This window comes from Acinetobacter sp. YH01005 (genome assembly GCF_013420465.1).
In the GTDB taxonomy this organism is placed as follows: Bacteria; Pseudomonadota; Gammaproteobacteria; order Pseudomonadales; family Moraxellaceae; genus Acinetobacter; species Acinetobacter amyesii.
In genome coordinates this window covers 142,507-166,912 of the sequence record NZ_VOYA01000004.1, presented here as the reverse complement: position 1 = coordinate 166,912, position 24,406 = coordinate 142,507, and the positions used below count along the sequence as shown (strand labels likewise).

17 protein-coding genes are annotated in these 24,406 nt (G+C 40.1%); 8 read left to right on the top strand and 9 right to left on the bottom strand.

The annotated features are described in order from the left end of the window. The first annotated feature begins 22 nt into the window (after positions 1-22). The 3 genes from FTT72_RS03590 (at position 23) to FTT72_RS03580 (ending at position 6,066) form a co-directional block, all read left to right on the top strand. Positions 23-1,126, top strand: coding sequence for an efflux RND transporter periplasmic adaptor subunit (locus tag FTT72_RS03590; protein ID WP_180117619.1), 1,104 nt, complete (start codon positions 23-25; stop codon positions 1,124-1,126). Between the two features lie 23 nt (positions 1,127-1,149). Next, the gene (locus tag FTT72_RS03585) at positions 1,150-4,254 is read left to right on the top strand and encodes an efflux RND transporter permease subunit (RefSeq protein WP_180177876.1); all 3,105 of its coding nucleotides are present in this window, start codon (positions 1,150-1,152) and stop codon (positions 4,252-4,254) included. Between the two features lie 96 nt (positions 4,255-4,350). After that, positions 4,351-6,066, top strand: coding sequence for a proline--tRNA ligase (locus FTT72_RS03580; protein WP_180048961.1), 1,716 nt, complete (start codon positions 4,351-4,353; stop codon positions 6,064-6,066). A 64-nt stretch (positions 6,067-6,130) separates the two neighbouring features. Here the strand turns inward: FTT72_RS03580 and FTT72_RS03575 are convergent, their stop codons facing one another. From FTT72_RS03575 to FTT72_RS03550, 6 genes are all read right to left on the bottom strand, one after another. Next, the gene (locus FTT72_RS03575) at positions 6,131-7,438 is read right to left on the bottom strand and encodes a hypothetical protein (RefSeq protein ID WP_180009837.1); all 1,308 of its coding nucleotides are present in this window, start codon (positions 7,436-7,438) and stop codon (positions 6,131-6,133) included. A gap of 50 nt (positions 7,439-7,488) precedes the next feature. Beyond that, the gene (locus FTT72_RS03570; RefSeq protein WP_180117624.1) at positions 7,489-9,669 is read right to left on the bottom strand and encodes a DUF6160 family protein; all 2,181 of its coding nucleotides are present in this window, start codon (positions 9,667-9,669) and stop codon (positions 7,489-7,491) included. 30 nt (positions 9,670-9,699) lie between these two features. After that, positions 9,700-10,389, bottom strand: coding sequence for a hypothetical protein (locus FTT72_RS03565; protein WP_180064934.1), 690 nt, complete (start codon positions 10,387-10,389; stop codon positions 9,700-9,702). Positions 10,390-10,399: 10 nt separating this feature from the next. After that, positions 10,400-12,457 carry a hypothetical protein gene (locus FTT72_RS03560; RefSeq protein WP_180177875.1) on the bottom strand — a complete coding sequence of 686 codons (2,058 nt, stop codon included), beginning with the start codon at positions 12,455-12,457 and terminating at the stop codon, positions 10,400-10,402. A 245-nt stretch (positions 12,458-12,702) separates the two neighbouring features. Next, positions 12,703-13,272 (bottom strand): dCTP deaminase, encoded by a 570-nt coding sequence (dcd, locus tag FTT72_RS03555; RefSeq protein WP_005008040.1) that lies wholly within the window; start codon positions 13,270-13,272, stop codon positions 12,703-12,705. Between the two features lie 112 nt (positions 13,273-13,384). Further along, on the bottom strand, positions 13,385-13,978 hold the full coding sequence (locus FTT72_RS03550) for a LysE family translocator (RefSeq protein WP_078192265.1): 594 nt from the start codon (positions 13,976-13,978) through the stop codon (positions 13,385-13,387). 436 nt (positions 13,979-14,414) lie between these two features. On the opposite strand from FTT72_RS03550, the gene FTT72_RS03545 reads away from it, so the two are divergent. Genes FTT72_RS03545 through FTT72_RS03535 form a run of 3 tightly spaced genes read left to right on the top strand, consistent with a single transcriptional unit; the run spans position 14,415 to position 17,903 of the window. Then, positions 14,415-15,422 (top strand): TAXI family TRAP transporter solute-binding subunit, encoded by a 1,008-nt coding sequence (locus FTT72_RS03545; RefSeq protein WP_168379308.1) that lies wholly within the window; start codon positions 14,415-14,417, stop codon positions 15,420-15,422. Next, positions 15,400-15,894, top strand: a complete 495-nt coding sequence (locus tag FTT72_RS03540) for a DUF1850 domain-containing protein (RefSeq protein WP_227591861.1) — start codon at positions 15,400-15,402, stop codon at positions 15,892-15,894. The genes FTT72_RS03545 and FTT72_RS03540 overlap by 23 nt, the downstream gene beginning before the upstream one ends. After that, positions 15,891-17,903 (top strand): TRAP transporter permease, encoded by a 2,013-nt coding sequence (locus tag FTT72_RS03535; RefSeq protein ID WP_180063268.1) that lies wholly within the window; start codon positions 15,891-15,893, stop codon positions 17,901-17,903. The genes FTT72_RS03540 and FTT72_RS03535 overlap by 4 nt, the downstream gene beginning before the upstream one ends. A gap of 501 nt (positions 17,904-18,404) precedes the next feature. Here FTT72_RS03535 and apbC read toward each other — a convergent pair. Next, positions 18,405-19,679 (bottom strand): iron-sulfur cluster carrier protein ApbC, encoded by a 1,275-nt coding sequence (gene apbC, locus FTT72_RS03530; protein ID WP_180177874.1) that lies wholly within the window; start codon positions 19,677-19,679, stop codon positions 18,405-18,407. A gap of 660 nt (positions 19,680-20,339) precedes the next feature. Here apbC and FTT72_RS03525 point away from each other — a divergent pair. Then, positions 20,340-20,678 (top strand): hypothetical protein, encoded by a 339-nt coding sequence (locus FTT72_RS03525; RefSeq protein ID WP_180177873.1) that lies wholly within the window; start codon positions 20,340-20,342, stop codon positions 20,676-20,678. A gap of 49 nt (positions 20,679-20,727) precedes the next feature. On the opposite strand, the gene FTT72_RS03520 is transcribed toward FTT72_RS03525, so the two are convergent. Both FTT72_RS03520 and FTT72_RS03515 read right to left on the bottom strand, forming a co-directional pair. Continuing rightward, complete coding sequence (locus tag FTT72_RS03520; protein ID WP_180177872.1) at positions 20,728-21,126, bottom strand: hypothetical protein; 399 nt, start codon at positions 21,124-21,126, stop codon at positions 20,728-20,730. A gap of 242 nt (positions 21,127-21,368) precedes the next feature. Next, positions 21,369-22,163: a hypothetical protein gene (locus tag FTT72_RS03515; RefSeq protein ID WP_180177907.1), complete on the bottom strand. Its 795-nt coding sequence runs from the start codon at positions 22,161-22,163 to the stop codon at positions 21,369-21,371. A gap of 171 nt (positions 22,164-22,334) precedes the next feature. On the opposite strand from FTT72_RS03515, the gene metG reads away from it, so the two are divergent. Beyond that, complete coding sequence (gene metG / locus FTT72_RS03510) at positions 22,335-24,395, top strand: methionine--tRNA ligase (protein WP_180177871.1); 2,061 nt, start codon at positions 22,335-22,337, stop codon at positions 24,393-24,395. The last annotated feature ends 11 nt before the right edge of the window (positions 24,396-24,406 follow it).

The following is a 24,406-nucleotide window of genomic DNA, read 5'->3' as shown; positions in this document are numbered from 1 at the left end:
GACCGCTGATATAAGGACCATTATGCAATCTGCACAGCAATCATCCCCATTTTTAAAGCTTAGCCTGCTTTGCATAAGCCTGACTTTGGCTGCATGTCAAAAAGAAGATTCGCAGCAAAGTGTAAAACCAGAAAATAAGATTGAATTGATTCAACAAGATCTGGTCACGATCGAACAAGGCAACGCAATTTCAAAAACGGCCTTTACAGGCACCATTCGGGCGGTCAATCAGAGCAGTATTCAAGCCCAAGTCACTGCGACTGCAACCAATGTTAATGCAGAGGTCGGACAACGTGTCAGCAAAGGCCAAGTATTGGTGCATTTAAATAATCAAGACAACGCAGCACGTCTTGCTCAATCTCAAGCGAACCTCGCATCCACGCAAGCTCAAGCCAATCAAGCCAAACTAATGATGGAGCGCAAACAGCGTTTGCTGAATCAAGGCTTTATTTCCAAAGTAGAGTTTGAACAAAGTCGTGTCGATTACCAAGCTCAAATGGAAAATGTTCGTGCCCAACAAGCCAATGTCGATATTGCACGTAAAGCCAATCAAGACGGCACCATTTATAGTCCTATCCAAGGCGTGATTACCAAACGTGATGTTGAACCGGGACAAACGGTTGCTGCCGGACAAACCCTTTTTGAAATCGTCAATCCAGACCAATTAGAAATTCAAGCCAAATTACCAAGTGATCAGCAGGCAGCGCTGAAAATTGGACAAAAGATTGAATATAACATCCAAGGCAATAGCAATTTACTCACAGCACAAATCAGCCGAATTTCACCGATTGCCGATCAAGCCAGTCGTCAAATTGAATTTTTTGCAGCCCCAAATGAAACCATTACATCATTAAGTATTGGTGCTTTTGTCGAAGGTCACATCTTAGGTACAGATAACATTTCAGGCCAAAAAATTCCACTCGACACCATTCAAAGTTTAAAAGACCAACCTTATGTCTGGGTCATACGTCAAAATAAAATTGCCAAAGTACCTGTACAAATTTTGAATCAGAGTTATAGCAATAACACCGCGATTGTTCAGGGCTTACAAAATAGTGATCTGATCAGCCGAATTAAATTTAATGATTCAGATATCAAACAAGATGTAAGTATCAGCCAAAATTAAAAGAATAAGGCAGGACAGTTGTTATGTGGTTAACCCGAATTAGTGTGAAATATCCTGTTTTCACCATCATGATGATGTTCTGTCTGATGGTACTAGGACTCGCATCTTGGCAACGTATGGGTGTTGAAGAGTTTCCTGATGTCGACTTCCCTTTTGTTGTTGTCTACACCAACTATCCGGGTGCTTCTCCTGAGTCTGTCGAATCTGAAATCACCAAGAAACTTGAAGATCAGATCAATACCATTTCAGGCCTCAAGCAAGTCATTTCTCAATCCAGTGAAGGTTTATCCACGGTTATTGTCGAATTTAATCTAGATGTCTCGTCCTCTGTAGCTGCACAGGATATTCGAGATAAAATTGCACCAGTAACCGCACAATTTCGTGATGAAATTGATGACCCCATCGTAGAACGTTATGACCCTACTGCCAGTGCAATTATGTCGATTGTTTTTGAATCGAAGGACATGTCTTTACGTGATTTGAGTTCCTATCTGAATCAACGGATTGTGCCACAACTCAGAACAGTTCCCGGTGTCGGTACGGTCAATTTATTGGGTGATGCGCAGCGTCAAATTCGTATTCAAGTAAATCCGCAAAAATTACAAAGTTTCGGGATTGGGATAGACCAAGTTATAAACACCCTAAAATCTGAAAATATTGAAGTTCCGGGGGGGACTTTAAAGCAAAAGAATTCAGAATTGGTGGTCGAAATTAAATCTCGGGTTATTCACCCAAACTCATTCGGTGATTTAGTGGTTGCCAATAAAAATGGCGCGCCGATTTATCTCAAACAAATTGCCGAAATAGAAGATAGCCAAGCTGAAATGGAGTCGAGTGCTTATCTGAATGGTAAAACAGCCGTCGCTGTCGACATTCTGAGAAGTTCGGACTCTAATGTGATTGAGGTAGTTGATAATACCCGTAAAACCTTAAGTAAAATCCAACAGCAATTGCCGAAAGGCACGACCGCAGAAATTGTGGTTGATTCTTCAAAAGGTATTCGTGGCAGCATTAAAGACGTGGCACGTACCATAATTGAAGGTGCAGTACTTGCGGTACTCATTGTATTGTTATTTCTCGGCTCATTTCGTTCGACAGCCATTACAGGTTTAACTCTACCGATTTCACTACTAGGTACCCTCACCTTTGTTTGGATTTTTGGTTTTACCATCAATATGATGACCCTACTAGCTCTCTCACTGAGTATCGGTCTCCTGATTGATGATGCTATTGTAGTACGCGAAAATATTGTCCGCCATGCCGATATGGGCAAGGACCACGTCACCGCTGCACTCGACGGCACGAAAGAAATTGGTTTAGCTGTATTGGCCACAACATTGACCATTGTCGCGGTATTTTTACCTGTGGCATTTATGGGCGGCATTATTGGGCGTTTCTTCTATCAATTTGGTGTAACCGTCAGTACCGCTGTACTGATTTCAATGTTTGTGAGTTTCACCCTTGACCCGATGTTGTCTGCTCACTGGGCAGAGCGCCAAGATCCAAATAAAAAGCCGGGTAAAATCAAACGTTTTTTTAACTGGATTTCGGGCAAGCTCGACAACCTAAGCCATCATTATGAAAAATTACTCAAGCTTGCTTTAAAATTTAGGCTCATTACCCTTTTAATCGCCGTCGCGTCTTTATTTGGTGCATTAGGTTTATCCAAAATGATCGGAACTGAATTTGTACCCGTACCAGACAAAGGTGAAATTCGGATCAAATTTGAAACACCAATTGATGCAACCCTTGAATATTCGCAGGCTAAGCTTAAGCAAGTAGATCGTATCATTCGCCAACATCCAGAAGTCAAAGCCACTTATGGTGCAATTAATAGTGCCACTGATCGGGGTAAAAACCATGCTAGCATTCGTGTCACTGTTTCACCACGTACGGAGCGTAGTCAAACATTAACGGATCTCAACAATGAATTCCGTACCCGCTTAAAACATGTAGCAGGTATTACCATTACCTCGATTGCCTCAGCTGATGAAACAGTATCGGGCGGCCAAAAGCCGGTAATGATCTCGATTAAAGGACCAGACTTAGATGAGTTACAACGCATTTCAGATCGATTCTTGGTTGAAGTTGCCAAAGTCGAAGGTATTGTCGACTTAGAAAGCTCACTCAAAGAACCTAAACCGACCTTAGGTGTACATATCAATCGCGTTTTAGCCAGTGATTTAGGTTTATCCGTCAATCAAATCGCCAATGTATTACGCCCTCTTCTTGCGGGTGATAATGTAACAACGTGGAAGGATGATAAAGGCGAAACCTATGATGTAAATTTACGACTCACTGAAGATCAGCGTCGTCTGCCAACTGACATTCAAAGCATGTACATCACATCACAAAAAACCGATGCTGCAGGCTTACCTATTTTAGTTCCATTGGCAAGTGTGGCAAGCTTTGAAGAAACACTTGGTGCTTCACAAATTAACCGTCGTGATCTGGCACGTGAAGTAATGGTTGAAGCCAACACAGCAGGACGTCCTGCGGGTGATATTGGTGCCGAAATCAATGAGATAGAGAAAAACTTCGACTTGCCACCAGGTTATAGTTTTGTCACGCAAGGTGCCAATAAAGATATGGCTGAGTCTGCGGGTTATGCAATGACAGCGATTACCCTCTCTATTGTATTTATTTATATTGTTTTGGGTTCACAATTTAATAGCTTCATTCACCCTGCAGCCATTATGGCTTCATTGCCCTTATCATTGATTGGGGTGTTCTTAGCCTTATTCTTATTTAATTCAACCATGAACCTCTTTTCCATTATCGGGATTATTATGCTCATGGGCTTGGTGACAAAGAACGCAATTCTACTCATCGACTTTATTAAAAAAGCCATGGATCATGGTGTAGATCGTTATGACGCAATTATTGAAGCAGGTAAAACCCGTTTACGCCCCATTTTAATGACCACCAGTGCAATGGTGATGGGTATGGTTCCGCTTGCACTTGGTCTAGGTGAAGGCGGTGAACAAAGCGCGCCAATGGCACATGCCGTGATTGGCGGAGTGATTACTTCTACCTTACTGACACTCGTGGTTGTTCCAGTGATTTTTACCTATTTGGATGATTTCCGAAACTTCCTTGCACGTCAGGCCAAAAAAATCATGTCATAATGACAAAATCTAAAATGAGGTGACTTTGGAAAATGTTCACCTCATTTTTTATTGTATACTCTCCACTTTAACGCTTAATTTTTTAGGACAGTTTCCATGCGCGCGAGTCGCTTTTTATTTGCAACGTTAAGAGAAACCCCAAACGATGCTGAAGTTATTTCACATCAGCTTATGCTTCGTGCCGGGATGATTCGTAAATTGGCTTCAGGTTTATACACTTGGCTGCCGATGGGCGTTCGCGTATTAAATAAAGTTGAAGCGATTATCCGCGAAGAGATGGATCGTGCTGGTTCACTTCAAGTCCTGATGCCTGTCACTCAACCCGCATCTTTATGGGAAGAATCAGGTCGTTTCGTACAATATGGTCCAGAACTTTTACGTTTTAAAGACCGTCATAACAATGACTTTGTACTTGGCCCTACACATGAAGAAGTGATTACAGATCTTGCTCGCAATGAGTTGAAAAGCTATAAGCAATTGCCTGCAAACTTCTACCAAGTACAAACCAAATTCCGTGACGAAATCCGCCCTCGTTTCGGTGTGATGCGTTCACGTGAATTCATCATGAAAGATGCCTATTCTTTCCATGTTGACCAAGCCTCTTTACAAGAAACCTATGACAACATGTATGCAGCTTACTGCAAGATTTTCACGCGTTTAGGTTTAAATTTCCGTCCAGTTCAAGCGGATACAGGTTCAATTGGTGGTTCGGGTTCTCATGAATTCCACGTACTTGCTTCTAGCGGTGAAGATGACATCGCATTCTCTACAGAGTCAGATTATGCTGCTAACGTAGAAATGGCTGAAGCCGTACTAGTTGGTGAACGTGCTGCTCCGACTAAAGCACTTGAAATTATTGATACACCAAATCAAAAAACCATAGCTGATGTTTCTGAATTCCTTAAATCAAAACCTGCTCAATCTGTAAAAGCATTGTTGGTTCAAGGTGTTGCTGAAGAAGGTAAAGCTGCGCCAGTGGTTGCCTTATTCCTACGTGGCGACCATGAACTGAATGAAATTAAAGCTGAAAAACACCCATTAATTGCTGCTCCATTGGCCTTTGCAACTGAAGCACAATTGGCTGACTTAGGTTTAACGGCTGGTTTCTGTGGCCCTCAAGGCTTAACCGAAAAAGGCATTACAGTTATTGTTGACCGTGCAGCGTCTGTACTTTCAGACTTTGTTGCTGGTGCAAACCAAGTCGATAAACATGCTGTAGGTGTAAACTGGGAACGTGATGCACAATACACCGAAGTTTATGACCTTCGTAATGTTGTTGAAGGTGACCCTTCTCCAGACGGTCAAGGTACAATCTTGATTAAACGTGGTATCGAAGTTGGTCATATCTTCCAGTTGGGTCAAAAATACTCTGAAGCACTTGGCTGTAAAGTCTTAGGTGAAGACGGCAAACCTCTCGTTGTGACTATGGGTTGCTATGGTATTGGTGTAACCCGTGTTGTTGCTTCTGCAATTGAACAAAACTTCGATGACAAAGGGATTATTTGGCCGTCTGCAATTGCTCCTTTCGAAGTTGCTATTGTGCCAATGAATGCGCATAAATCACCGCGCACGTTAGAAGCAGCTGAAGCACTGTATGCAGAATTAACTGCTGCTGGTTATGATGTTCTTCTAGATGATCGTAATGAACGTCCAGGTGTTAAATTCTCTGATATCGAGTTAACAGGTATTCCACACCGTATCGTTATTGGTGAGAAAGGTTTGGATGCTGGTACATTTGAGTACAAAGGTCGCCGTGATGAAGAATCAAGCAACCTCAGTAAAGAAGACCTTTTAGCGAAAATTGCAAAATAATTTGCGCTAAATATAAAAAAATCCCGCTAAGTGCGGGATTTTTTTATATTAAATACTTTAAGCCTTAACAGAATTTCAGCCCGCCGAAGCAGTTAGAACGAAACTCCTGTCCAGAAAGTTTTAAATTGTTTAATGGGAAATCAATTAATGACGGGTTTTTAATTTCTTTAACATCTAAAGCCGAACCTGCAACACAACCAAAGATTAAATCTCCACAATTACGAACATTGGTACTTAAGTCATGGTTAATTCCAGCGATCGTTTGTTTCAACACTTCATCCGTAATCGCCACTTTATCTGAAGGTGTAATACTCCCCAAATCGACCTCATCTTCCATCGCCAACCACCAACCTCTTTCTGCTGCAACTGCAGCACCAGGCCAGAGTATTTTTTGAGCTTGTAAGGATAACGAAGCAGGGTTATTTAGATAAAGTGCATGGATCAAACCTAAACTTTGATTTACCGTAATATCGGTTTGTAGTCCAGTAAGATAGCCTGTTACGTCTTTATTCAAATTAATATTTAACCCAAGTAGAGAGATCTGAGCTTCTAATGGACCACTAAAATCTAGACGATCAACTGTACCTGTGCCTTTTAATACCGCAATATTATCCTTAATTCTATTCCCGCTCACGACAGTGGCTGGAATTGTAAAAGGTGCTGTGGTTGATTTTAAATTAAAGGAATAATTATCTGATTTGTAGTGAAGCGGTAGATCAACTTCAGCACCAAATAATGTCCCCTTAACAGCCCCTTCAATGTATTGCTGCGTAGAAGCATAGTCCATCACACGCTCGGCAGTTGTTGCAACACCCGCAGACGCTTTGGTTTTCATATACCCACTAAAGGTGTTGATACCATTGGGTGTATTACTATTTTCTGTACCTAATGTCATTAACCCAGAAATTTTTTCAGCGCTCAGACGAAAGCCCATCACTTCACGAGTTGCAGCTGATTTGGGATCTTTAATTGCAATTTCGATAAAAGGATTGGTCAACAAAGCAGAAGTTGCCGCACGTTCATCAGACGTATAATTGCTATTTACAGGCAATCCACTCAATGAAATATGATCGATATCAATATCACAAGCACCTGAGCCATTTGCACCACCACAACCCAATTGCAGCTTTTTAATATTGGCATTGAGCTCCATTTCAGCTTCTAAACCAAGCTTATAAAAGCCGACATTGGATTGGTCTACGGCTTGTCCACTCTCATCCACAGAATTATACCCCTGCGTATATTCCATGGAGAGTAATGCTTGACCATCAACTTTTGATAAGCTTTCATCATCTAAAGCCATCATTGCATGAGATAAGCTACTCATCGCAAATGTCGAGAATATCAAACCTCTGATTAACTTCTTTTTCATAACAAATTCCCTGTTCGTTATTTTATTTATTTGTTATTGATTTAAATTGACTAGCGCGGAGTAATCCCCATCGTACTTCGCATTGTTCCACCGGTTAGGGCTATATCAGCCATCTTCTGCATATTGCCATTTGTTAACATCGAAACTTCTGCACGAAATGCTTTAGACATATTATTGGTCGGATTAAATTTCACCTGATTATCAAACTCTACCGAATCTTGCTTCATTTTAATCCGAGCATCAAATCCGAGTTCACCCTGCATTTTATTAATATTGATACTTGAAGCTGAAACGACACCGCTAGCATTTACATCTTCATTCATCAAACTTAAATAGCTTCCCATAACTTTTTGATCTTTCTTTTCAGCATCTGTTAAGGCTTTAAATTCAAAGCTTCCACGGAAAGACAAATAATTATTTTCTGCACTGTCATTTAGACCCGGTACTATAAATAGCTCCCCCTTACCATCGAGCTTAAACGCAATATTCGTCAACACATCATCACGTTTAGAGAAATTATCTAAAGGTACTGTTGTCCCACATTTGACAGAAGCTGTAGTCGCACAGTTATAGGTTGAACCCGGAAGTTGACCAATCGCTAACTCGGCATTGGCTGCAATCAATAAATTATCTGCACGTACATAGATACCGTCATTTTCATAGCCAATCACACCATCAGATTGAATCAGCGCATTGATGTTTCGCAAGCCTGCATAATAATTGACTTCTTGGCCATTTAAGCCTTTTTTACCATCGATCAAGATAATAGAGGTCGTACTTGGTGTTTCTGTTTTTTTATCAACACCATAACCATCCGTGCTCATCACGAGGTTATAGCCAATACCTGATTTTTCAGTCGTATTTTTATAACTGTATTTTTTCTCTGATAATGCAACATTGGCATTCATATTGTAAATTGGAATACCAATCCCCCAACTATTGTCATTACTTGCAATTGCAGCAATTGAGTTATCAGAAATAAATCGTGCTGTACGTGCGATGGACTGAAAATCCATACCACGAATCGCCACAAGTGCAAAATTTCCACCTGCCGTTTGATTTGACAGGTTTTGGGTCAGAACATTATTGGTTAAACCTAATGTCGCTTTTAATTTATCATTCACTAGAAAATCAAGGCTTTTCGCTTGAATGGTATTGATATAAATATCGCCAAAATCAATATAGGCATTTTTATCAGCAACTAAAGACGTTAAATTTGAAAACTCAATGGCATAACTACCAATACCCGTATGGCCAATTTCTAAGGTTGTTGGTGCTTGACCTGCAACAAGACTCGGATCATCCTTTGAAGTGAAATCCGCGCGCACACCTAAATGTAAACCACCTGAACCAACGGACTCATATCCAGAAGCCTTCGTTGCTAGACCAAAATCTTTAATTCCGTCTTGATTGGCATTTAAGGCCACTCGTGCATTAGTGACAGCACCCGATGCTCCCATACGAATTAAATTGCGCTGTGCACCACCATCGGTACCGTAACGTAGATCGATATTAACGCCGGGGTTTGTTGCATCGCTACGTGAGCTATGCACATCTGATGTGTCCTTGACCCGCCCCAAATTGACAGCATGGTCTTTGCTCCCTGTAGATTTTGTAGTGAGAACAATGCCTTCATCAGCAGCCACATACATATAACCTGAACCAGCAAAGTTAAAGTTAAAGTCCTTTAAGGTTACGCTATGTCCATTCATACCATGACTAATACTGGCATTTTGCAATTGAAATTCCATATAAGCCGCATCATTACGGTTAAATAGACCATTGCTGGTTTCAAGTAATACTTTTAAAGGTGAAGTTGTTGCAATCGTAAGCGAACCTAAGTTTTGCGCAGGCGTTTGGCACGTTGCACCTTGACACAGCAGCATAATATTTTGTGCAACAGCCGTAAATGGGCTGACACTGGCTGCAATACGCATACCTACACCTGCATCCGTCGTCCCCACATCAAAATCTAATTTTGATCTAATGGTACTTTGTCCAACGCCATCTATTTGTACATTGTGCAAACCCATTTTCATCTTATTTTGGTCGGTCGGGTCAACCCAATTCAACTGATCGACTTTTACTCTAGAAACTTCATGGGTAATCGAAATGCCATCTTGGCCCGTAACTGCACCCAAGCTTTCATCGGTCATCGCTTCAAAAGCATATGCATGTTGAGCAAGTAAAATACTGGTTGCGAGTGCCGTTAAAGTTGTTATTTTTTTCATCACTATATCCTTATATTCAGTCACAGCTGATTAACAGCGACCTGCACCATTTCCAGTACAGTTAAAACTGAAGATGTTTAACTTTCCACTCATATGCATATTGCCATGCACATTAACACCCATAAATCCTTGTTCTGCACCACGATCAAAATCAGGTACTGCTAAAGTTGTTGTCGTTCCGTCCGCTTTCTTTTCAGTATAGGTCGTATAAGTACTGGTATTTTCATACCCCTCCTTACCTGTCGTACCTGTTTCTACTGCCAAGGTAGCAAAACCTAAATTTCTAATTTTTAATGGTTTATTATCATAAAATGTCAGCTGCATAGCCGTTTGTGGATTACCTTCACGATTGATGATCGTCACGCCATCTAAAGAAAATTGATCGATTTGTAACGTTCCTTGAAACTGTTTAAACACCAACCATTTCTTATTACCATTCGCATCCACATGATTATTGGGCGCAAGTGCTAAACGACAAAATTCATTGGATGAACATTGATATCCATAAAAAGCCTGAGTAGTTTTACCATTCGCATCCATGATTGATATGTTGTTTTTTGACATATCATTGGCGTATTGATGGTTTAATGAAAGCGTCCAACTGAGATCTGCACCGCCTTGACCGGTTGCAGCGGTAAGTTCCCTATTATCCATAGACACTAAACCTGCATGAGTTTGTGTCAGTGCAGCACAAACAACAGCGCATAAAATTTTATACATGTGATTTCTCCTACAGCCCTGTTGTTCTTATTTTTAAGTGCTGAATCAATACGCCATCTATGGCAACAGATCCTAAATTCGTGCTTTGTCCATTGACACCTTTAAACACCACACCTGTCGCCGTATCCGTACTTTTTGCATTCAACAGATTACCAGGCAAGCGCTCTACTGTACCGATCGCAATGCTACTGTGTGTTGCATTACGTCCTTGATATAGTGCTGTCGCATCTGAAGAGTTTGCTTTTAACTCCGTGCCACAACTATAGACGTTACAGGTTGATCCTTTAAAGTCTGAGGCATTTAAACCCGATGTACCTGTGGTATTACCAGCGATATCCGTATAGTAAGTATAAATTTTACTGTAAATAGAAGGTACATTTGGAATACGTGTCACTTCCAAAATAATATTTCGACCTTCTGAACCCACAATAAAGGGCTGATACATATTTCCTAAAACTAAATTGATATTTGGGCTATATAAATATAGACCTTCAGTTTCATGAAAGATTGGAGCTGCAGATCGATCCATCGCTGGTGTCGCTGCTGTTCCATCATCCAATTCAGGGCGTGCAGCTGTACTGATACGCATGCCGCGAGCATCCAAATCTCCATCATTGATACTCAGTGACTCAGCACGATCATTGGTATTAATACGAATTAAACTGGCTAAACCTAAGGTTTGGTTGTAATTTGTATTTGTAGATTTTAGGGTTTGAAAAATTCGAACTTGTGATCCATTAAAACTCAGGCCATTCGCAACAATTTGAGTACGTAAACGATAGTCTTTATCTAAGCCGCTAGTCGGCGCACCGGTAATCGGATCGACGACATTGCTTGAATTCAACGACCGTGAAAATACATCCATCCACAAACCAAGTTTGATGTTATTAGATGCATCATCTGCTGCAATTTTCTTTAATGGTGCCTCAATGGCTAAGTAACCAACATTCCCCTTATTATCTTTCGCAAATTGTTCAACATCTTGATTTCCTGCATGAAAAAGCCACGGGTTTTCTGCTGTACCCCAATTAAAACCTTGGTCTGTATAGCGCGTTGCTAATGAACTTTTTCCATTTTTGTCTTTGCTATTGGATAATGCTAAACCATAAATAAAAACATCTGCTTTCGATCTGAGGCTCGATACGGTTGCAGTAGATGCAATTTGTTTGGCTGTAATCTCAGCATTTTTTTTCACCGTTGCTAATGCTGCATCGCTTGCCTTTTGAGCTTCAAGCTTGGCATAGTCTGTTGCCAACTGATTGAGGGTTTCTGCCGCTTTGGCATTTAACTGAGCATCTTTTGTTGGATCAATAAGATTTGAACGTGTAATTTTTCCTGAGACATAATTTTTATAAAAAGTCGAAGTGGTCGGTAAATTACCCGTACTATTGTTACCGTATAGTAACTCAATCATCTCATACGTATTTTGCAGTGCATATTCTTTAGATTTATTATCCTGACCTGCTGTCAACGTTTTATTTGTTGTTCCATCAGATTCTAAGCCCGAAATAATAGTACCATTTTTATAATCTGCATAACGCTGATCGTAATATGCCTGCATCGTTGGCGATTCAAGATAAGACTGTACTAATCGGCCACGATATTCTGTTGAATATGTTGCGATGGTTTCATTGGTTATACGTGTAGCATTATTGGTCTCATAGGTGCTTTTTGAACTTGTAAAAGTTGAGTCATAAACACCGTTATAGCCTGTAACTCGGCCTTGCTGATAGGCATCAACATAGGCTGCTTTGTAGATTTTATCGTAAGCGCGCTGCCCTAATTGTTCATAGTTTTCACCAGTAGGAATAATCCGAATAAAACCTGTATCGTTTTTTCCAGGATCAACCATACCAGACGCATAACTAGAAGCCGTAGAACGGTCATTTGGCCCTTGAAAGACCATTTTGAAATTTTCTAAAGTGAGTGCAACACCTTCACCTGTTGTGGCTGAAAGTGCTTCATCTGATAAATCTTGAAGCGCATAAACAGATGGTGCAGCAAACATGCTGACTGCGGCTGCTAAGCAACTCTGGCGGAATAACTTAGCCTGGGTGAATTGAGTCATCTCGACCTTCCTTTTATCAGATGCTCTGCATCTCTCTTATATTTATTCCTGAGAACTGGCTTTGATGTTATTGTCCATTTATTCCTTAAATGGAGACTTGTGATAGACCAGTCACTTAACTTTTTATTATGCTGAATAATTACTCAATTGCAAAAACTTCCCCACCGAATGGTCTATTTTCCGATGAATGACCCAACAAAAAAGCGGGCTAATTCGCCCGCTTTTTTTAAACTCAATCCGAAGGATTAAGCTTTAGGTAAAGTCACACCGGTTTGACCTTGGTATTTACCACCACGGTCTTTATAAGAGGTTTCACACACTTCGTCTGATTCAAAGAACAACATTTGTGCGACACCTTCACCCGCGTAAATACGTGCAGGTAAATTGGTTGTATTTGAAAATTCTAAAGTCACGTGACCTTCCCACTCTGGTTCAAGAGGCGTCACATTGACAATAATACCGCAGCGAGCATAGGTTGATTTACCCAAACAAACGGTTAACACATTACGTGGAATACGGAAATATTCGACTGTACGTGCTAGTGCAAACGAGTTTGGCGGAATGATACAAACGTCTGATTCGATATCAATAAAGCTTTTATCGTCAAAGTTTTTAGGGTCAACAATTGCTGAATGAACATTGGTAAAGACTTTAAATTCACGAGCACAGCGCACGTCATAACCATAGCTCGACACGCCATACGAAATAAGCTTTTCGCCATTTTCATCATAACGGACTTGGTTTTCTGCATACGGTTCAATCATGCCGTGTTTTTCGCTCATTTCGCGAATCCAACGATCAGACTTAATAGCCATTTATCTCTATCCAAAAACTTAAATCAATTATTGCGTGGTACTTTAACTGAAATCCAACTTAATGAAAATAAGCTTTGCCGAACTAAGCGGATTTAGTCATTTTCAAATCAATTTAAAGTTTTAAAATCGCAGAATAACTCAGTGGTATCGAAAAACTAACCAAGACTAGCGATGCTGTTCGTTGTAAATTGGCTTGATTGAGCCAACTAATTTTATTCGATGCCAAAACTGAACCAAGGAAGGTCCAAAAAAATGCAATAGGAACGATCAACAACAAAAAGATCAGCATGTGAGCTACATAATACTGCGCATTTTGCCAAGCCAATGCAGGAAAAATCGCAGATGCGAATAATAATGCTTTGGGGTTTAATAACGTCGCAACAAAAAGTTCGCGTGCACGAATGCCCTTTTGATTAAAATTTTCAGCAACAGTTGCTGTACGCCATAATCGCATAGCCAAAAATAGAATATAGCCAGCACTAAACAATTTCAAAATGGTCGGCAGTAAAGGCAGATGTACGGAAATTTTACCAATGAGAAAACCCCATAGGCTAATCGAAATAAGATAACCAAAGGCTTCCGCTGGAATGAGTCGGAATGATTTACGTAGCCCAACTTGAATACCCGAAGATGCGAGTAACGTATTGGTTGGTCCCGGCGTTAACAAAATACTGATAACTAGACCAATAAAAAACCATGAAATCATACTTTGACCTCAAACTTAATCCGCGAAGATTAATTCAGTTGTTTCGTATTAGCAAAATAAAAAAATAGAAACGCTTATAAAAAACTCCTTATTTAATTATAAATTCAGTAACTTAAATAGAAAAACAAAACCTTAGCTGAACAGTCATTCAGAGCACCTTACAATTCAAAGAAATATCTTGAACTTATATTTATAAAAGAAATTTCACATGATTCCATGTATACCCTACAGTTTTCACACGTAACAAAATATTATTAAAATAAACGATATAGCTCCATGCCATTCTTACGCATAACCATTATTTATTGGAGACTAAAAAATCAAAAAAAATACTTTTCAAAAATAATTGATTAAGTTATGTTCAATTGAGTAGTGGAAATTAAAATTAAAACTCATCAAATCAATATTCAAAATTTATGTGTAAAAGGACGTTTCTATGAACCAATGGACAAAACTCACGTTACTCTCGGTTACTTTGGCGTGTATTACTGCTTGCTCAAATGATCAATCTACTTCAAAAAATACCACGGAAGGAAAAAGCGCAGAAACTGCTACATCTGACAAACTTCAAACCAAGTTCGTAACCATTGCAACTGGCGGAGCATCAGGACCTTACAATGTGATTGGGACAAGTCTTGCAGAAATTTATAACAAAACCTTTGGTGTAAATTCTAAGACTCAAACTACAGGTGCATCCGTCGAAAACTTAAACCTTCTGAAACAGAATAAAGTTGAAATGGCATTTGTTATGAGTGACAGCTTAACAGAAGCACTGAACGGAACAGGAAGTTTCGCAAATGGTAAAGTTGAGAATGTCAGCCAAGTCGCAGCGCTTTATCCCAACTACGTACAAATCGTAACCTCTAAAAAATCAGGGATCAAAAATATCGAAGATTTGAAAGGTAAACGTATCGCTGTAGGTGCACAAAATTCAGGTGTAGAAGTAAATGCACGTACACTGTTGAATGGTTTTGGAATCACCTATAAAGATATTAAAGTTGATTATTTAGGCTATGCTGAAGCCGCTGATGCTTTAAAAGGTGGCAAGCTTGATGCAGCATTCCTGACCAGTGGCATTCCAAATTCATCACTCATGGAACTTCAACAAAGCTTTGATCTACAGTTAGTTTCAATCAATGCAGATAAAGTCAAAGAAATAGCTAAAGATCAAAGTTATTTCTTACCGATGATTATTCCAAAAGGCACATATGGCAATACTGCGGACATTCAAACTGCCGCAATTAAAAATGCATTAGTTGTTCGCACAGATATATCGGATGATGATGTCTACAAACTAACAAAAACTTTCTTTGACAGTTTGCCTCAATTGGCAACTTCACACCAAGCAGCAACAGAAATCACGCTTGAAGGTGCTCAACAAGGCCTTGTAGCGCCTCTACATCCAGGCGCGAAACGCTACTATGATGAAGTGGCTAAAAAATAATAAGCTTCAAAAAAATGCAGTTTATACTGCATTTTTTATATTGTTCTTCTTAATCTATGCTAGCTATCCAACACTGTATACGCAGGTTAGAGTTGAAACTGATATATGCAAAATTTCAACTGATCAATTTGATTTACAGTGGAAGCATTCAGTAGAAAAGACGGCTTGGTCTGAACAATATCAGCGTCAAAAGAATAAGTTTTTACTGCGCCACACCGATTTGATTTCATTTGGTGCAGGTACACCCTCAAATTATCCCATTGAGTTTCAAAAAAATGGTGTGATTAGAATGCGGGTCAATCAAAATATAGATGAAATCAACTGGGTGATTTCTAGAAATATGCAAGGCACGATCCTCGCTGACCAAAAAATTTGGTCTATTTTTCAAAGTTACCCAGACTATAGTTTGGTCAACATCTCGGTTCAATATCAACCCAAATGGAAGTCTTGGTGGATTGGAGAATGCCTATGAATTCCAAAGAAGATAAAGTTGTATTAGAACAACTCGATGAGAAACAACAACAAGCCATATTAGAAAAATTTGATCGGGAATCTGTTACTCGAATCAATATGAGCAAATCTGTTACCTACTTTGTTGCATTTGTAGCGATCTTTTATTCATTATTTCATTTATTTATTACGTTTAATCCTTTACCTGAGTTAATACAGCGTGCAGCCCATGTCGCTATTGGCCTAGCACTCATTTTTTTACTCTATCCAGCTCGTCAAACAAGCTCCCGACAGCATATTTCACTTCTCGATTGGTTCTTGGCTTTGCTTTCCATCTTCAGTTTTTTATATTTATGGAAAGAATATCAATCTATTATGACCACTCGAGGTGGTATTCCAAATACCTTAGATATCGCGTTTGCAATTATGAGTGTGGTATTAGTCATAGAAGCAACTCGCCGGGTCATGGGGTGGATGCTGCCCATTTTAAGTTTAATTTTCCTGACCTATACATTTATCAGTCACTTTGATTGGTTGCCAGATCGATTAATTACTCGCCCTTATACCATCAGCGACATTTTCGGACATATGTATTTAAAAACCGAAGGCTTATATTCTTCGGCAATTGGTGCATCCGTCACTTTTATTTTCTTATTTATCCTTTTTGGTGCTTTTCTTGCAAAATCAGGTATGGGGAAATTGTTCAATGATCTTGCCATGGCATTGGCGGGTCATAAACAAGGTGGTCCTGCCAAAGTTGCTGTAATTTCAAGTGGATTTATGGGCAGTATTAATGGAACTGCTGTTGCCAATGTTGTTGGCACAGGCTCATTTACCATTCCATTGATGAAAAAAATTGGTTATCACAAGAATTTTGCTGGTGCCGTTGAAGCCAGTGCATCCGTCGGTGGACAAATTTTGCCGCCAGTCATGGGTGCGAGTGCCTTCATTATGGCCGAAACAACTGGCGTGAGTTATGGCACGATTGCACTAGCCGCATTATTACCTGCCTTATTGTATTACCTTGGCGTCATGGCTCAAGTTCATTTCCGTGCGGGTAAAGATGATCTGAAAGGCGTACCTAAAGCTGATTTACCTAAAGTAAAAGAAGTTCTAAAAGAGCGTGGACATTTACTTATTCCAATTTTGGCACTGGTCTTTTTCTTATTTCAAAATATTCCTGTGAGCTATGCTGCTGTCTACACCATCGTCCTGACCATCTTTGTAGCAGCTTTAAGAAAATCAACACGAATGGGTGTAAAAGATATTTTAGATGCGCTCGTTGATGGAGCCAAACAATCATTATCTGTGATGGCTGCTTGTGCTGTCGTTGGTATTATTATCGGCGTAGTAAGTCTGACAAGTTTTGGTTCAGTAATGACTTCTTCAATTATGAGTTTAGGTGCAGGTAGTCTCTTTCTCACTTTATTTTTAACCATGATTGCATCGATGATTTTAGGCATGGGGCTTCCATCTATTCCGGCCTATATCATTACTGCCACCATGGCAGCACCAGCACTCGCAAACTTTGATATCCCTGTATTAGTCGCGCATATGTTTGTGTTCTATTTTGGTTTATTTGCAAACATCACCCCACCAGTTGCCCTTGCCGCCTTTGCGGGCGCAGGAATTGCAGGCGGTGATCCAATGCGCACTGGGTTTCAGGCCTTAAAACTATCTCTTGCTGGTTTTATTGTTCCATTTTTATTCGTTTATAACCCTGCCATGCTGATGATTGATACCACCAATGTTGCAGTCAATGCTCGAGAATTTGCCTTTCCTGCATGGACAACTATAGTGAGTATTACTGTCACTTCAGTGATAGGAATTCTCGCTTTAGGCTCCGCAGTTGAAGGTTATTTCAAGACTTATCTCAACTGGTTCTGGCGTATTTTTTTAGGTGTGGGTGCGCTGTGTATGATTATTCCAGAAACCATTACAGATATTGTAGGCATTATCATGGTCATCATCGCAATTACGGTGAATATTATCACTGCTAAACGTAAAGCAAACCCGTCTCTTTCCTCCTAAAAAACCAATTAAAAAGCCCGGTAATTACCGGGCTTTTTAATTTCTTAGACTAAGGCGTACCCTCATTTGATGGGTGGGTTTTAATGACTTCAAATAATATTTAAAATTATTTGTTCCTCTATATTTTTTCAATGCTAAGCCCCTTGTAACAGAGGACATTTGGCAAAAAATCTAAGACACAATGCGTTTGTACAGTTACTGCCGTTCAAAGAATTGATCCTAGCCAAAATAATAGAAATATCGTGAAAGCTATTTTGTAAAAACTAAGTACAAACGCGACATCCTTTGATATGCCTCAAGAATTTTATCCTTGGCAGACGGCTTATAATCGCAGGAAAAATAAGAAATTGTGCAAATCGTTTTTTAGATGTGTAATTCATAGACATCGTTGAATGTCTAAAGTTCAGTACTCATAATTTTCAAACACTCCCAATACCACGTTATAAAAAATCTGGCACGAGGCCAGATTTTAATACGATCAACTTAAATTTCAGTTCACCCTTAGAAAATACGGTTTTTATCTTTTTCAGCCTGAGGTAATGCATCTGCAACTTTTTGTGCAATCGCCATGTAGCTTTCAGCAGCATCATCACCTGCTATCACAGATGGTTTCCCTGCATCGGCATTTTCACGAATTTGTACATTCAGCGGTAAACGACCTAAGAGCGGAATGTCGTATTGGGCTGAAAGTTGGTCGCCACCACCTGTACCAAAGATTTGCTCTTCATGCCCACAGTTCGAACAGATGTGAGTCGACATATTTTCAACCACGCCCATCACGGGAATATGTACACGATTAAACAACTCAATGCCTTTGGTCGCATCCATTAATGCAACATTTTGTGGTGTCGTCACAATCACAGCACCTGTCACCGGTATACGCTGTGCAAGCGTCAACTGGATATCACCTGTGCCTGGTGGCATATCAATGACCAATACATCCAGATCAGGCCATAAAGTTTGGTTAAAGAGCTGCATTAACGCTCCTGTCGCTTTCGGCCCACGCCAAGCCACTGGCGTATTGTTATCCCCAGTTAAGTGACCAATTGAAAGCACAGCCATACCATATGCGTCGATAGGAACAAATTGCTCAGCTTCAATCATCGGCGTGCGGCCTGCATTGCCGAGCAATGTTGGAATACTTGGACCATAGATGTCTGCATCTAAAACGCCAACTTTTAGCCCCAATTGCTGTAATGCCAAAGCTAAGTTAACTGTCGTGGTTGACTTACCCACACCACCTTTGCCTGAAGACACTAAAATTACATTTTGAATGCGTGGATGTTTCGGCACATCACGTTGCAGAGGTGCCGCTTTTTGAATTGGTGGATTGTTTGGATCTTCTTCAGCCTTGGCTTGAGTAGCAGATGCATCCACAACAGGTGGCAGATTACTCGTAGTAGACTTTTGCTCAGTTTGTTCATTAGCTTTAGGCTGTGTTGAACAGCTTTCACCTTCTGCATGGTGATGACCGCAACCACCCGATGTATGTCCAGTCTTTTGCTGAATCACGTGCATATTTAATTCTGTGATGCCACATTTTTCCAATGCATCGGCCAAATCATCATGGATTTTTTGTAAGTCATCGGCTTCTGAAGGAAAGGTATTAATCGTGATCTGCAAGATCTGACCTTGCACATTTACCTGTGTAATACGGTCTTTTAAAGCATTATTTGAATTGGGAAGTACGTAGTTTTGTAAAACCTGTTGGATTTCCTCTTCTTTCACCTCTTGGGAGGGTGAAAACACAGATTTTAGAGAAGAAAGCCACGACATTATGTTGTCTCCAAACAGGAACATCAAAAGATAATAGCGATAGTTTACCTGTTCATCTGCCACAGAGTAAGAGGGAGATGAATGACTTATCCCTATAAGCTTATAAAGTTGAGTAACTGATGTTACGCACCTAAAAGTAATTTCGCATTTTAAAAATGATTTTTAAGTCTATTCAACGGAGTCTTATATCTAGGGTTTGAATAAAGAGATTAGCCTTCGGCTGGAGGTACTTTTGTTTTGGCAAAAGTACCCAAAACCATTGTCATCCGCAAAACTCGTTCACTAGCGTCAAATTATTCAAAGTATCGCAAAACCATTTTTGATTAGAAGGAGTCCTGTCTCAAACACTTGCGGATGACCTTACCGCGTATCATTCTTTTATTTGAAGCAAACGGTGCGTCTGATGTTACTGCGTAACATCAGTGAGTAATTTAGTCAGCTTTCAAGCAAGTTTTCAAGCGTGTGCCACTTAAAATGCCCTTATAGTTGATCTATGCGGCTAAACCAAAGCCTTTAAATTTGAATTGATTACATATCAACCATACATTTTCAGCGTAATTTCAGTTTATATTTCAGTCGGTTCAACAGAATAATCATAGCGATGGATGTGCAATCTAAAGGCACATTTTGTGCTTTTTAGTTTTTAAAATGGGGATGACGATGTATCCGAAGACTGTGTATAAGAAGAATATGTATAAAACGGCTTTATGTGCCTTGATGCTCCTGACTTCAGCAGCCCATGCAGAAGTTATGACTGAAGCCATTCAAACACCTGACCGACAAACTGTAGCGATTGGTGATAGCCTCGATCTCATGCGCTCGCGTATGCAAGCCTCTCCGATGAAAATGGTGTCCTATCCGCTGCAAGAGAAAAATCTGCCTGCAAAATTGGCGGTAGATTACACCTACGAAATTGCCAATATGCGCTATGTGATTACCGTAGTCGATGATCAAGTCAAAAATATTAAGACTGAAAATTTAGATGGATTAAAGCAATGAAACCTAAAAAAGCCGCTCTTTATAGAACGGCTTTTTTCATCAGACCTAATTAAGCTTGGTCATCTTTTTTAAACTTATTCAGTGTGTCAGTGGCTTTCTTTTTTAACTCGTCAAATTTCTCTGTCGCCTGCACTTTTAGTTCATCAAATTTTTCGACAGCCTCATGTTTAAGTTCGGAAGCTTTGACTTTGGCTTCATCAAATTTATGATTCGCTTCTGCTTTTAACTGCTCTAGACGGTCTTTGGTTTCAGCATGCTGTTCTGCATGTTCATGTTTGGCGTCATTTAAGGTTTTTTCACCCTCAAGCTTGAGTTCTTCAACTTTATGCTTTGTACCATCGAGTGCTTTTTCACCTTCAAGTTGAGCCTCTTTGGCTTTGAGTTGTATGTCATCACCGAGTTCTGATGCTTTATTTTTTAAATCATTTAATGTGCTTTCTGTTGTCATCTCGCTCACCCTATTCTCAGTTATTGTCTAACAATAGTTATAACGCAATTTGAAGCAGATACCTGAAATAGACGCATTTAGAAACAAATCAACCACAGGAAAACGCCATGTGATTGCCTATTTTCACAATGGCTTGATACAAATATGTATGGTCGATTTTACTCTATGCTTTTAATTTTAAAGGATGATGTAATGCAAAGAGATCAATGCCACTCCTATGCATTGATCTCTTGAAATTAAACTTATTTGCTGACCGTACTCATAAAGCTCACTGCGGAAAACAGCCAAATAAACAGGATAAAACTCCGTCCCTGATTAAAATGCGCGACATCGGTACCATGCAAAATATTATGACGGGTCATCGCTACGGTAGAGCTGTTATCCATTTGATAGGCCGCCAATTCGGCAAAATACGGATTTAACTCATTGGCAATTTTAGATTTGTGCCAAAGGCTTTTAATTTCACTGCCTTTAAGCCCCGGTACAATTTTATAGACATCGACAAATTTAGTGCCATTTTGACTTAAGAAACCCGTTTGAATCAGCACGTCTGTCAAGATGCCTTCAAGCTGTGCATATAACACTGGGATACAGCCTGCATGAATGTCTAATTTATACAGTTTAAACGCATCTAAAAGTACCTGACGGCGCGCTGCTTTATGTTCACCAATATTCAAAGCATCAAAGGCTTTCAACATTTCAGTTTGGAAAAACTCGCTATTGATGACATTCAGAAAATCAAAGTCTGCATCATTTTCATGTTGATGAAGCAGTTGCCAAAAATACAATAAATTTAAAGCATCATTCGCTACTTTCATTTCTACCGGCTGATCTAATTCATCGGCCAAAATATCGAAATAAGGCTCATCTTGTGCCAAATGACGCAGAGTTTGAATCAGTAAGGCATGCTCATCTGCTGAAATCTGTTCTAAATATTGCTGCGCATCTTTAATAATGTGATGCCCCAATTTATGACGCTGTTCATTTTGAGGAATACGAGTGATTGGCTGATCGTGTTCATAGTCATCTTCATACATGGGCTTGTTACTCTTAGGCATCACAGTTATGCCCTATTATCACTGTAATTGTGTCAGCAATATAGAATTTTTTACTTTTGCAAAGATTTCACCTATTCCCTTGTGCAAGTACTGGCTATCTCATGTAAAATTACAGCCCATTGCATAAATACGAATGAGAGAGTCATATCCGTGCGTAATATTTTAGTTACTAACGCCCTTCCATACGCGAATGGCCCAATTCATATGGGTCATTTACTCGGTTATATCCAAGCTGATATTTGGGTTCGTGCCATGCGTGCAATGGGTCATAACGTGACTTATGTATGTGCGGATGATGCTCACGGCACAGCGATTATGCTCCGTGCGGAAGCCAATGGTATTTCGCCTGAACAGCAAATTGCCAATGTTCAAAAAGAACATGAGCGTGACTTTGCGGGCTTTAAAGTTGACTTCGATCATTACGATTCAACCAACAGCCCTGAAAACCAAGCACGTGCTTCTGAGATTTATATTAAAAACCGTGAAGCGAACAACATTGCGGTACGTCCTGTGACGCAATTGTTTGACCCTGAAAAAGCAATGTTCTTGTCTGACCGTTTCATTAAAGGTACATGCCCGAAATGTAAAGCGGAAGACCAATACGGCGACTCATGCGAAGTGTGTGGTACAACATACAACGCAACTGAATTATTAAATCCAAAATCGACTTTAAGCGGTGCGACACCTGTAGAGAAATCTTCAGATCACTACTTCTTTAAACTGCCAAACTTTGGTGAATACCTGCAAAAATGGACACGTGACGAAGGTCGTCTGCCTGTGTCGATTGCCAACAAACTCGATGAATGGTTTGAAGCAGGTCTGTCTGATTGGGACATCTCACGTGATGCGCCTTACTTCGGTTTTGAAATTCCAGATGCGCCAAACAAATACTTCTACGTTTGGGTAGATGCACCGATCGGCTATATGTCGAGCTTTGAAAACTACATCAAGACCAAACGTCCTGACCTAAGCTTTGACGATTACTGGAAAAAGGATTCTCAAAATGAAGTCTATCACTTCATTGGTAAAGACATCGTTTACTTCCACGCGTTGTTCTGGCCTGCAATGCTTGAAGGTGCAAACTACCGTACCCCTACAAGCCTATTCGTAAACGGTTTCTTGACTGTAAATGGTCAGAAGATGTCTAAATCTCGTGGTACATTCATTAAAGCGGAAACGTATCTTGAGCATTTAAACCCTGAATACTTACGTTACTACTTCGCGTCTAAACTTTCTGACAAAGTTGAAGATTCTGACTTGAACCTTGATGATTTCGTTCAGAAAGTAAACTCTGACTTGGTTGGTAAAGTCGTGAACATCGCAAGCCGTTGTGCCAAGTTCATCAATACTAAGTTTGATAACAAACTTTCTGCAAATTGTGCTGAGCCTGAATTGGTACAAAGCTTTATTGATGCAGGCGCTTCAATCGCTGCTCAATATGAAGCACGTGAGTTCTCTGCAGCCATCCGTGAAATCATGGCGCTTGCTGACAAAGCCAACCAATATATCGACGAGAAAAAGCCTTGGGCACTTGCGAAAATTGAAGGCGAAGAACAACAAGTTCATGACGTATGTTCTGTCGGTATTAACTTGTTCCGTCAATTGGCGGTGTACCTTGCACCAGTACTTCCTACCTTGGCAGCAGAAGTTCAAAGCTTCTTAAAATTAGAATCTTTCGACTTTGCGTCTGGTAAAACGATTTTGGTGGATCATGAAATTGCTCAATTCCAACCATTGATGCAGCGTGTAGACCCGAAAGCCGTTTCTGCGATGGTTGATGCGTCTAAAGACTCTTTAGCGGCACCTGCGGAAGCACCAAAAGCGGAAAAGAAAAAAGAGAAAAAAGCTGTCGAGAAGAAGCCTGAGCCTAAAGTAGGTGAAGCTGAAATTATTGGCATTGAAGACTTTATGAAAGTTGACTTACGTGTAGCGGAAGTTTTAGAAGCTGCTCACGTTGAAGGTTCTGACAAGCTGCTTCAATTGACTTTAAATGTCGGTGAAGCCGAGCCACGTAACGTGTTTAGCGGTATTCGTGAGTTCTACCAACCTGAAGACCTTAAAGGCAAATTGGTGGTGATGGTGGCAAACCTTGCACCACGTAAGATGCGTTTTGGTATTTCTAACGGTATGGTTTTAGCTGCGGGTAATGGCGAAGGTGTTTGGGTGATTTCACCTGAATCTGGTGCTAAAGCTGGTGATAAAGTGTCTTAACTTTTAAGATT

Coding starts and splice junctions, on each gene's coding strand:
- FTT72_RS03580 (WP_180048961.1), top strand. CDS start 4,351: ATGCGCGCGAGTCGCTTTTTATTTGCAACGTTAAGAGAAACCCCAAAC.
- dcd (WP_005008040.1), bottom strand. CDS start 13,272: ATGGCTATTAAGTCTGATCGTTGGATTCGCGAAATGAGCGAAAAACAC.
- FTT72_RS03565 (WP_180064934.1), bottom strand. CDS start 10,389: ATGTATAAAATTTTATGCGCTGTTGTTTGTGCTGCACTGACACAAACT.
- FTT72_RS03550 (WP_078192265.1), bottom strand. CDS start 13,978: ATGATTTCATGGTTTTTTATTGGTCTAGTTATCAGTATTTTGTTAACG.
- FTT72_RS03540 (WP_227591861.1), top strand. CDS start 15,400: ATGATGAAGTGGCTAAAAAATAATAAGCTTCAAAAAAATGCAGTTTAT.
- FTT72_RS03585 (WP_180177876.1), top strand. CDS start 1,150: ATGTGGTTAACCCGAATTAGTGTGAAATATCCTGTTTTCACCATCATG.
- FTT72_RS03535 (WP_180063268.1), top strand. CDS start 15,891: ATGAATTCCAAAGAAGATAAAGTTGTATTAGAACAACTCGATGAGAAA.
- FTT72_RS03570 (WP_180117624.1), bottom strand. CDS start 9,669: ATGAAAAAAATAACAACTTTAACGGCACTCGCAACCAGTATTTTACTT.
- FTT72_RS03590 (WP_180117619.1), top strand. CDS start 23: ATGCAATCTGCACAGCAATCATCCCCATTTTTAAAGCTTAGCCTGCTT.
- apbC (WP_180177874.1), bottom strand. CDS start 19,679: ATGTCGTGGCTTTCTTCTCTAAAATCTGTGTTTTCACCCTCCCAAGAG.
- FTT72_RS03525 (WP_180177873.1), top strand. CDS start 20,340: ATGTATCCGAAGACTGTGTATAAGAAGAATATGTATAAAACGGCTTTA.
- FTT72_RS03545 (WP_168379308.1), top strand. CDS start 14,415: ATGAACCAATGGACAAAACTCACGTTACTCTCGGTTACTTTGGCGTGT.
- FTT72_RS03575 (WP_180009837.1), bottom strand. CDS start 7,438: ATGAAAAAGAAGTTAATCAGAGGTTTGATATTCTCGACATTTGCGATG.
- FTT72_RS03560 (WP_180177875.1), bottom strand. CDS start 12,457: ATGACTCAATTCACCCAGGCTAAGTTATTCCGCCAGAGTTGCTTAGCA.
- FTT72_RS03520 (WP_180177872.1), bottom strand. CDS start 21,126: ATGACAACAGAAAGCACATTAAATGATTTAAAAAATAAAGCATCAGAA.
- FTT72_RS03515 (WP_180177907.1), bottom strand. CDS start 22,163: ATGTATGAAGATGACTATGAACACGATCAGCCAATCACTCGTATTCCT.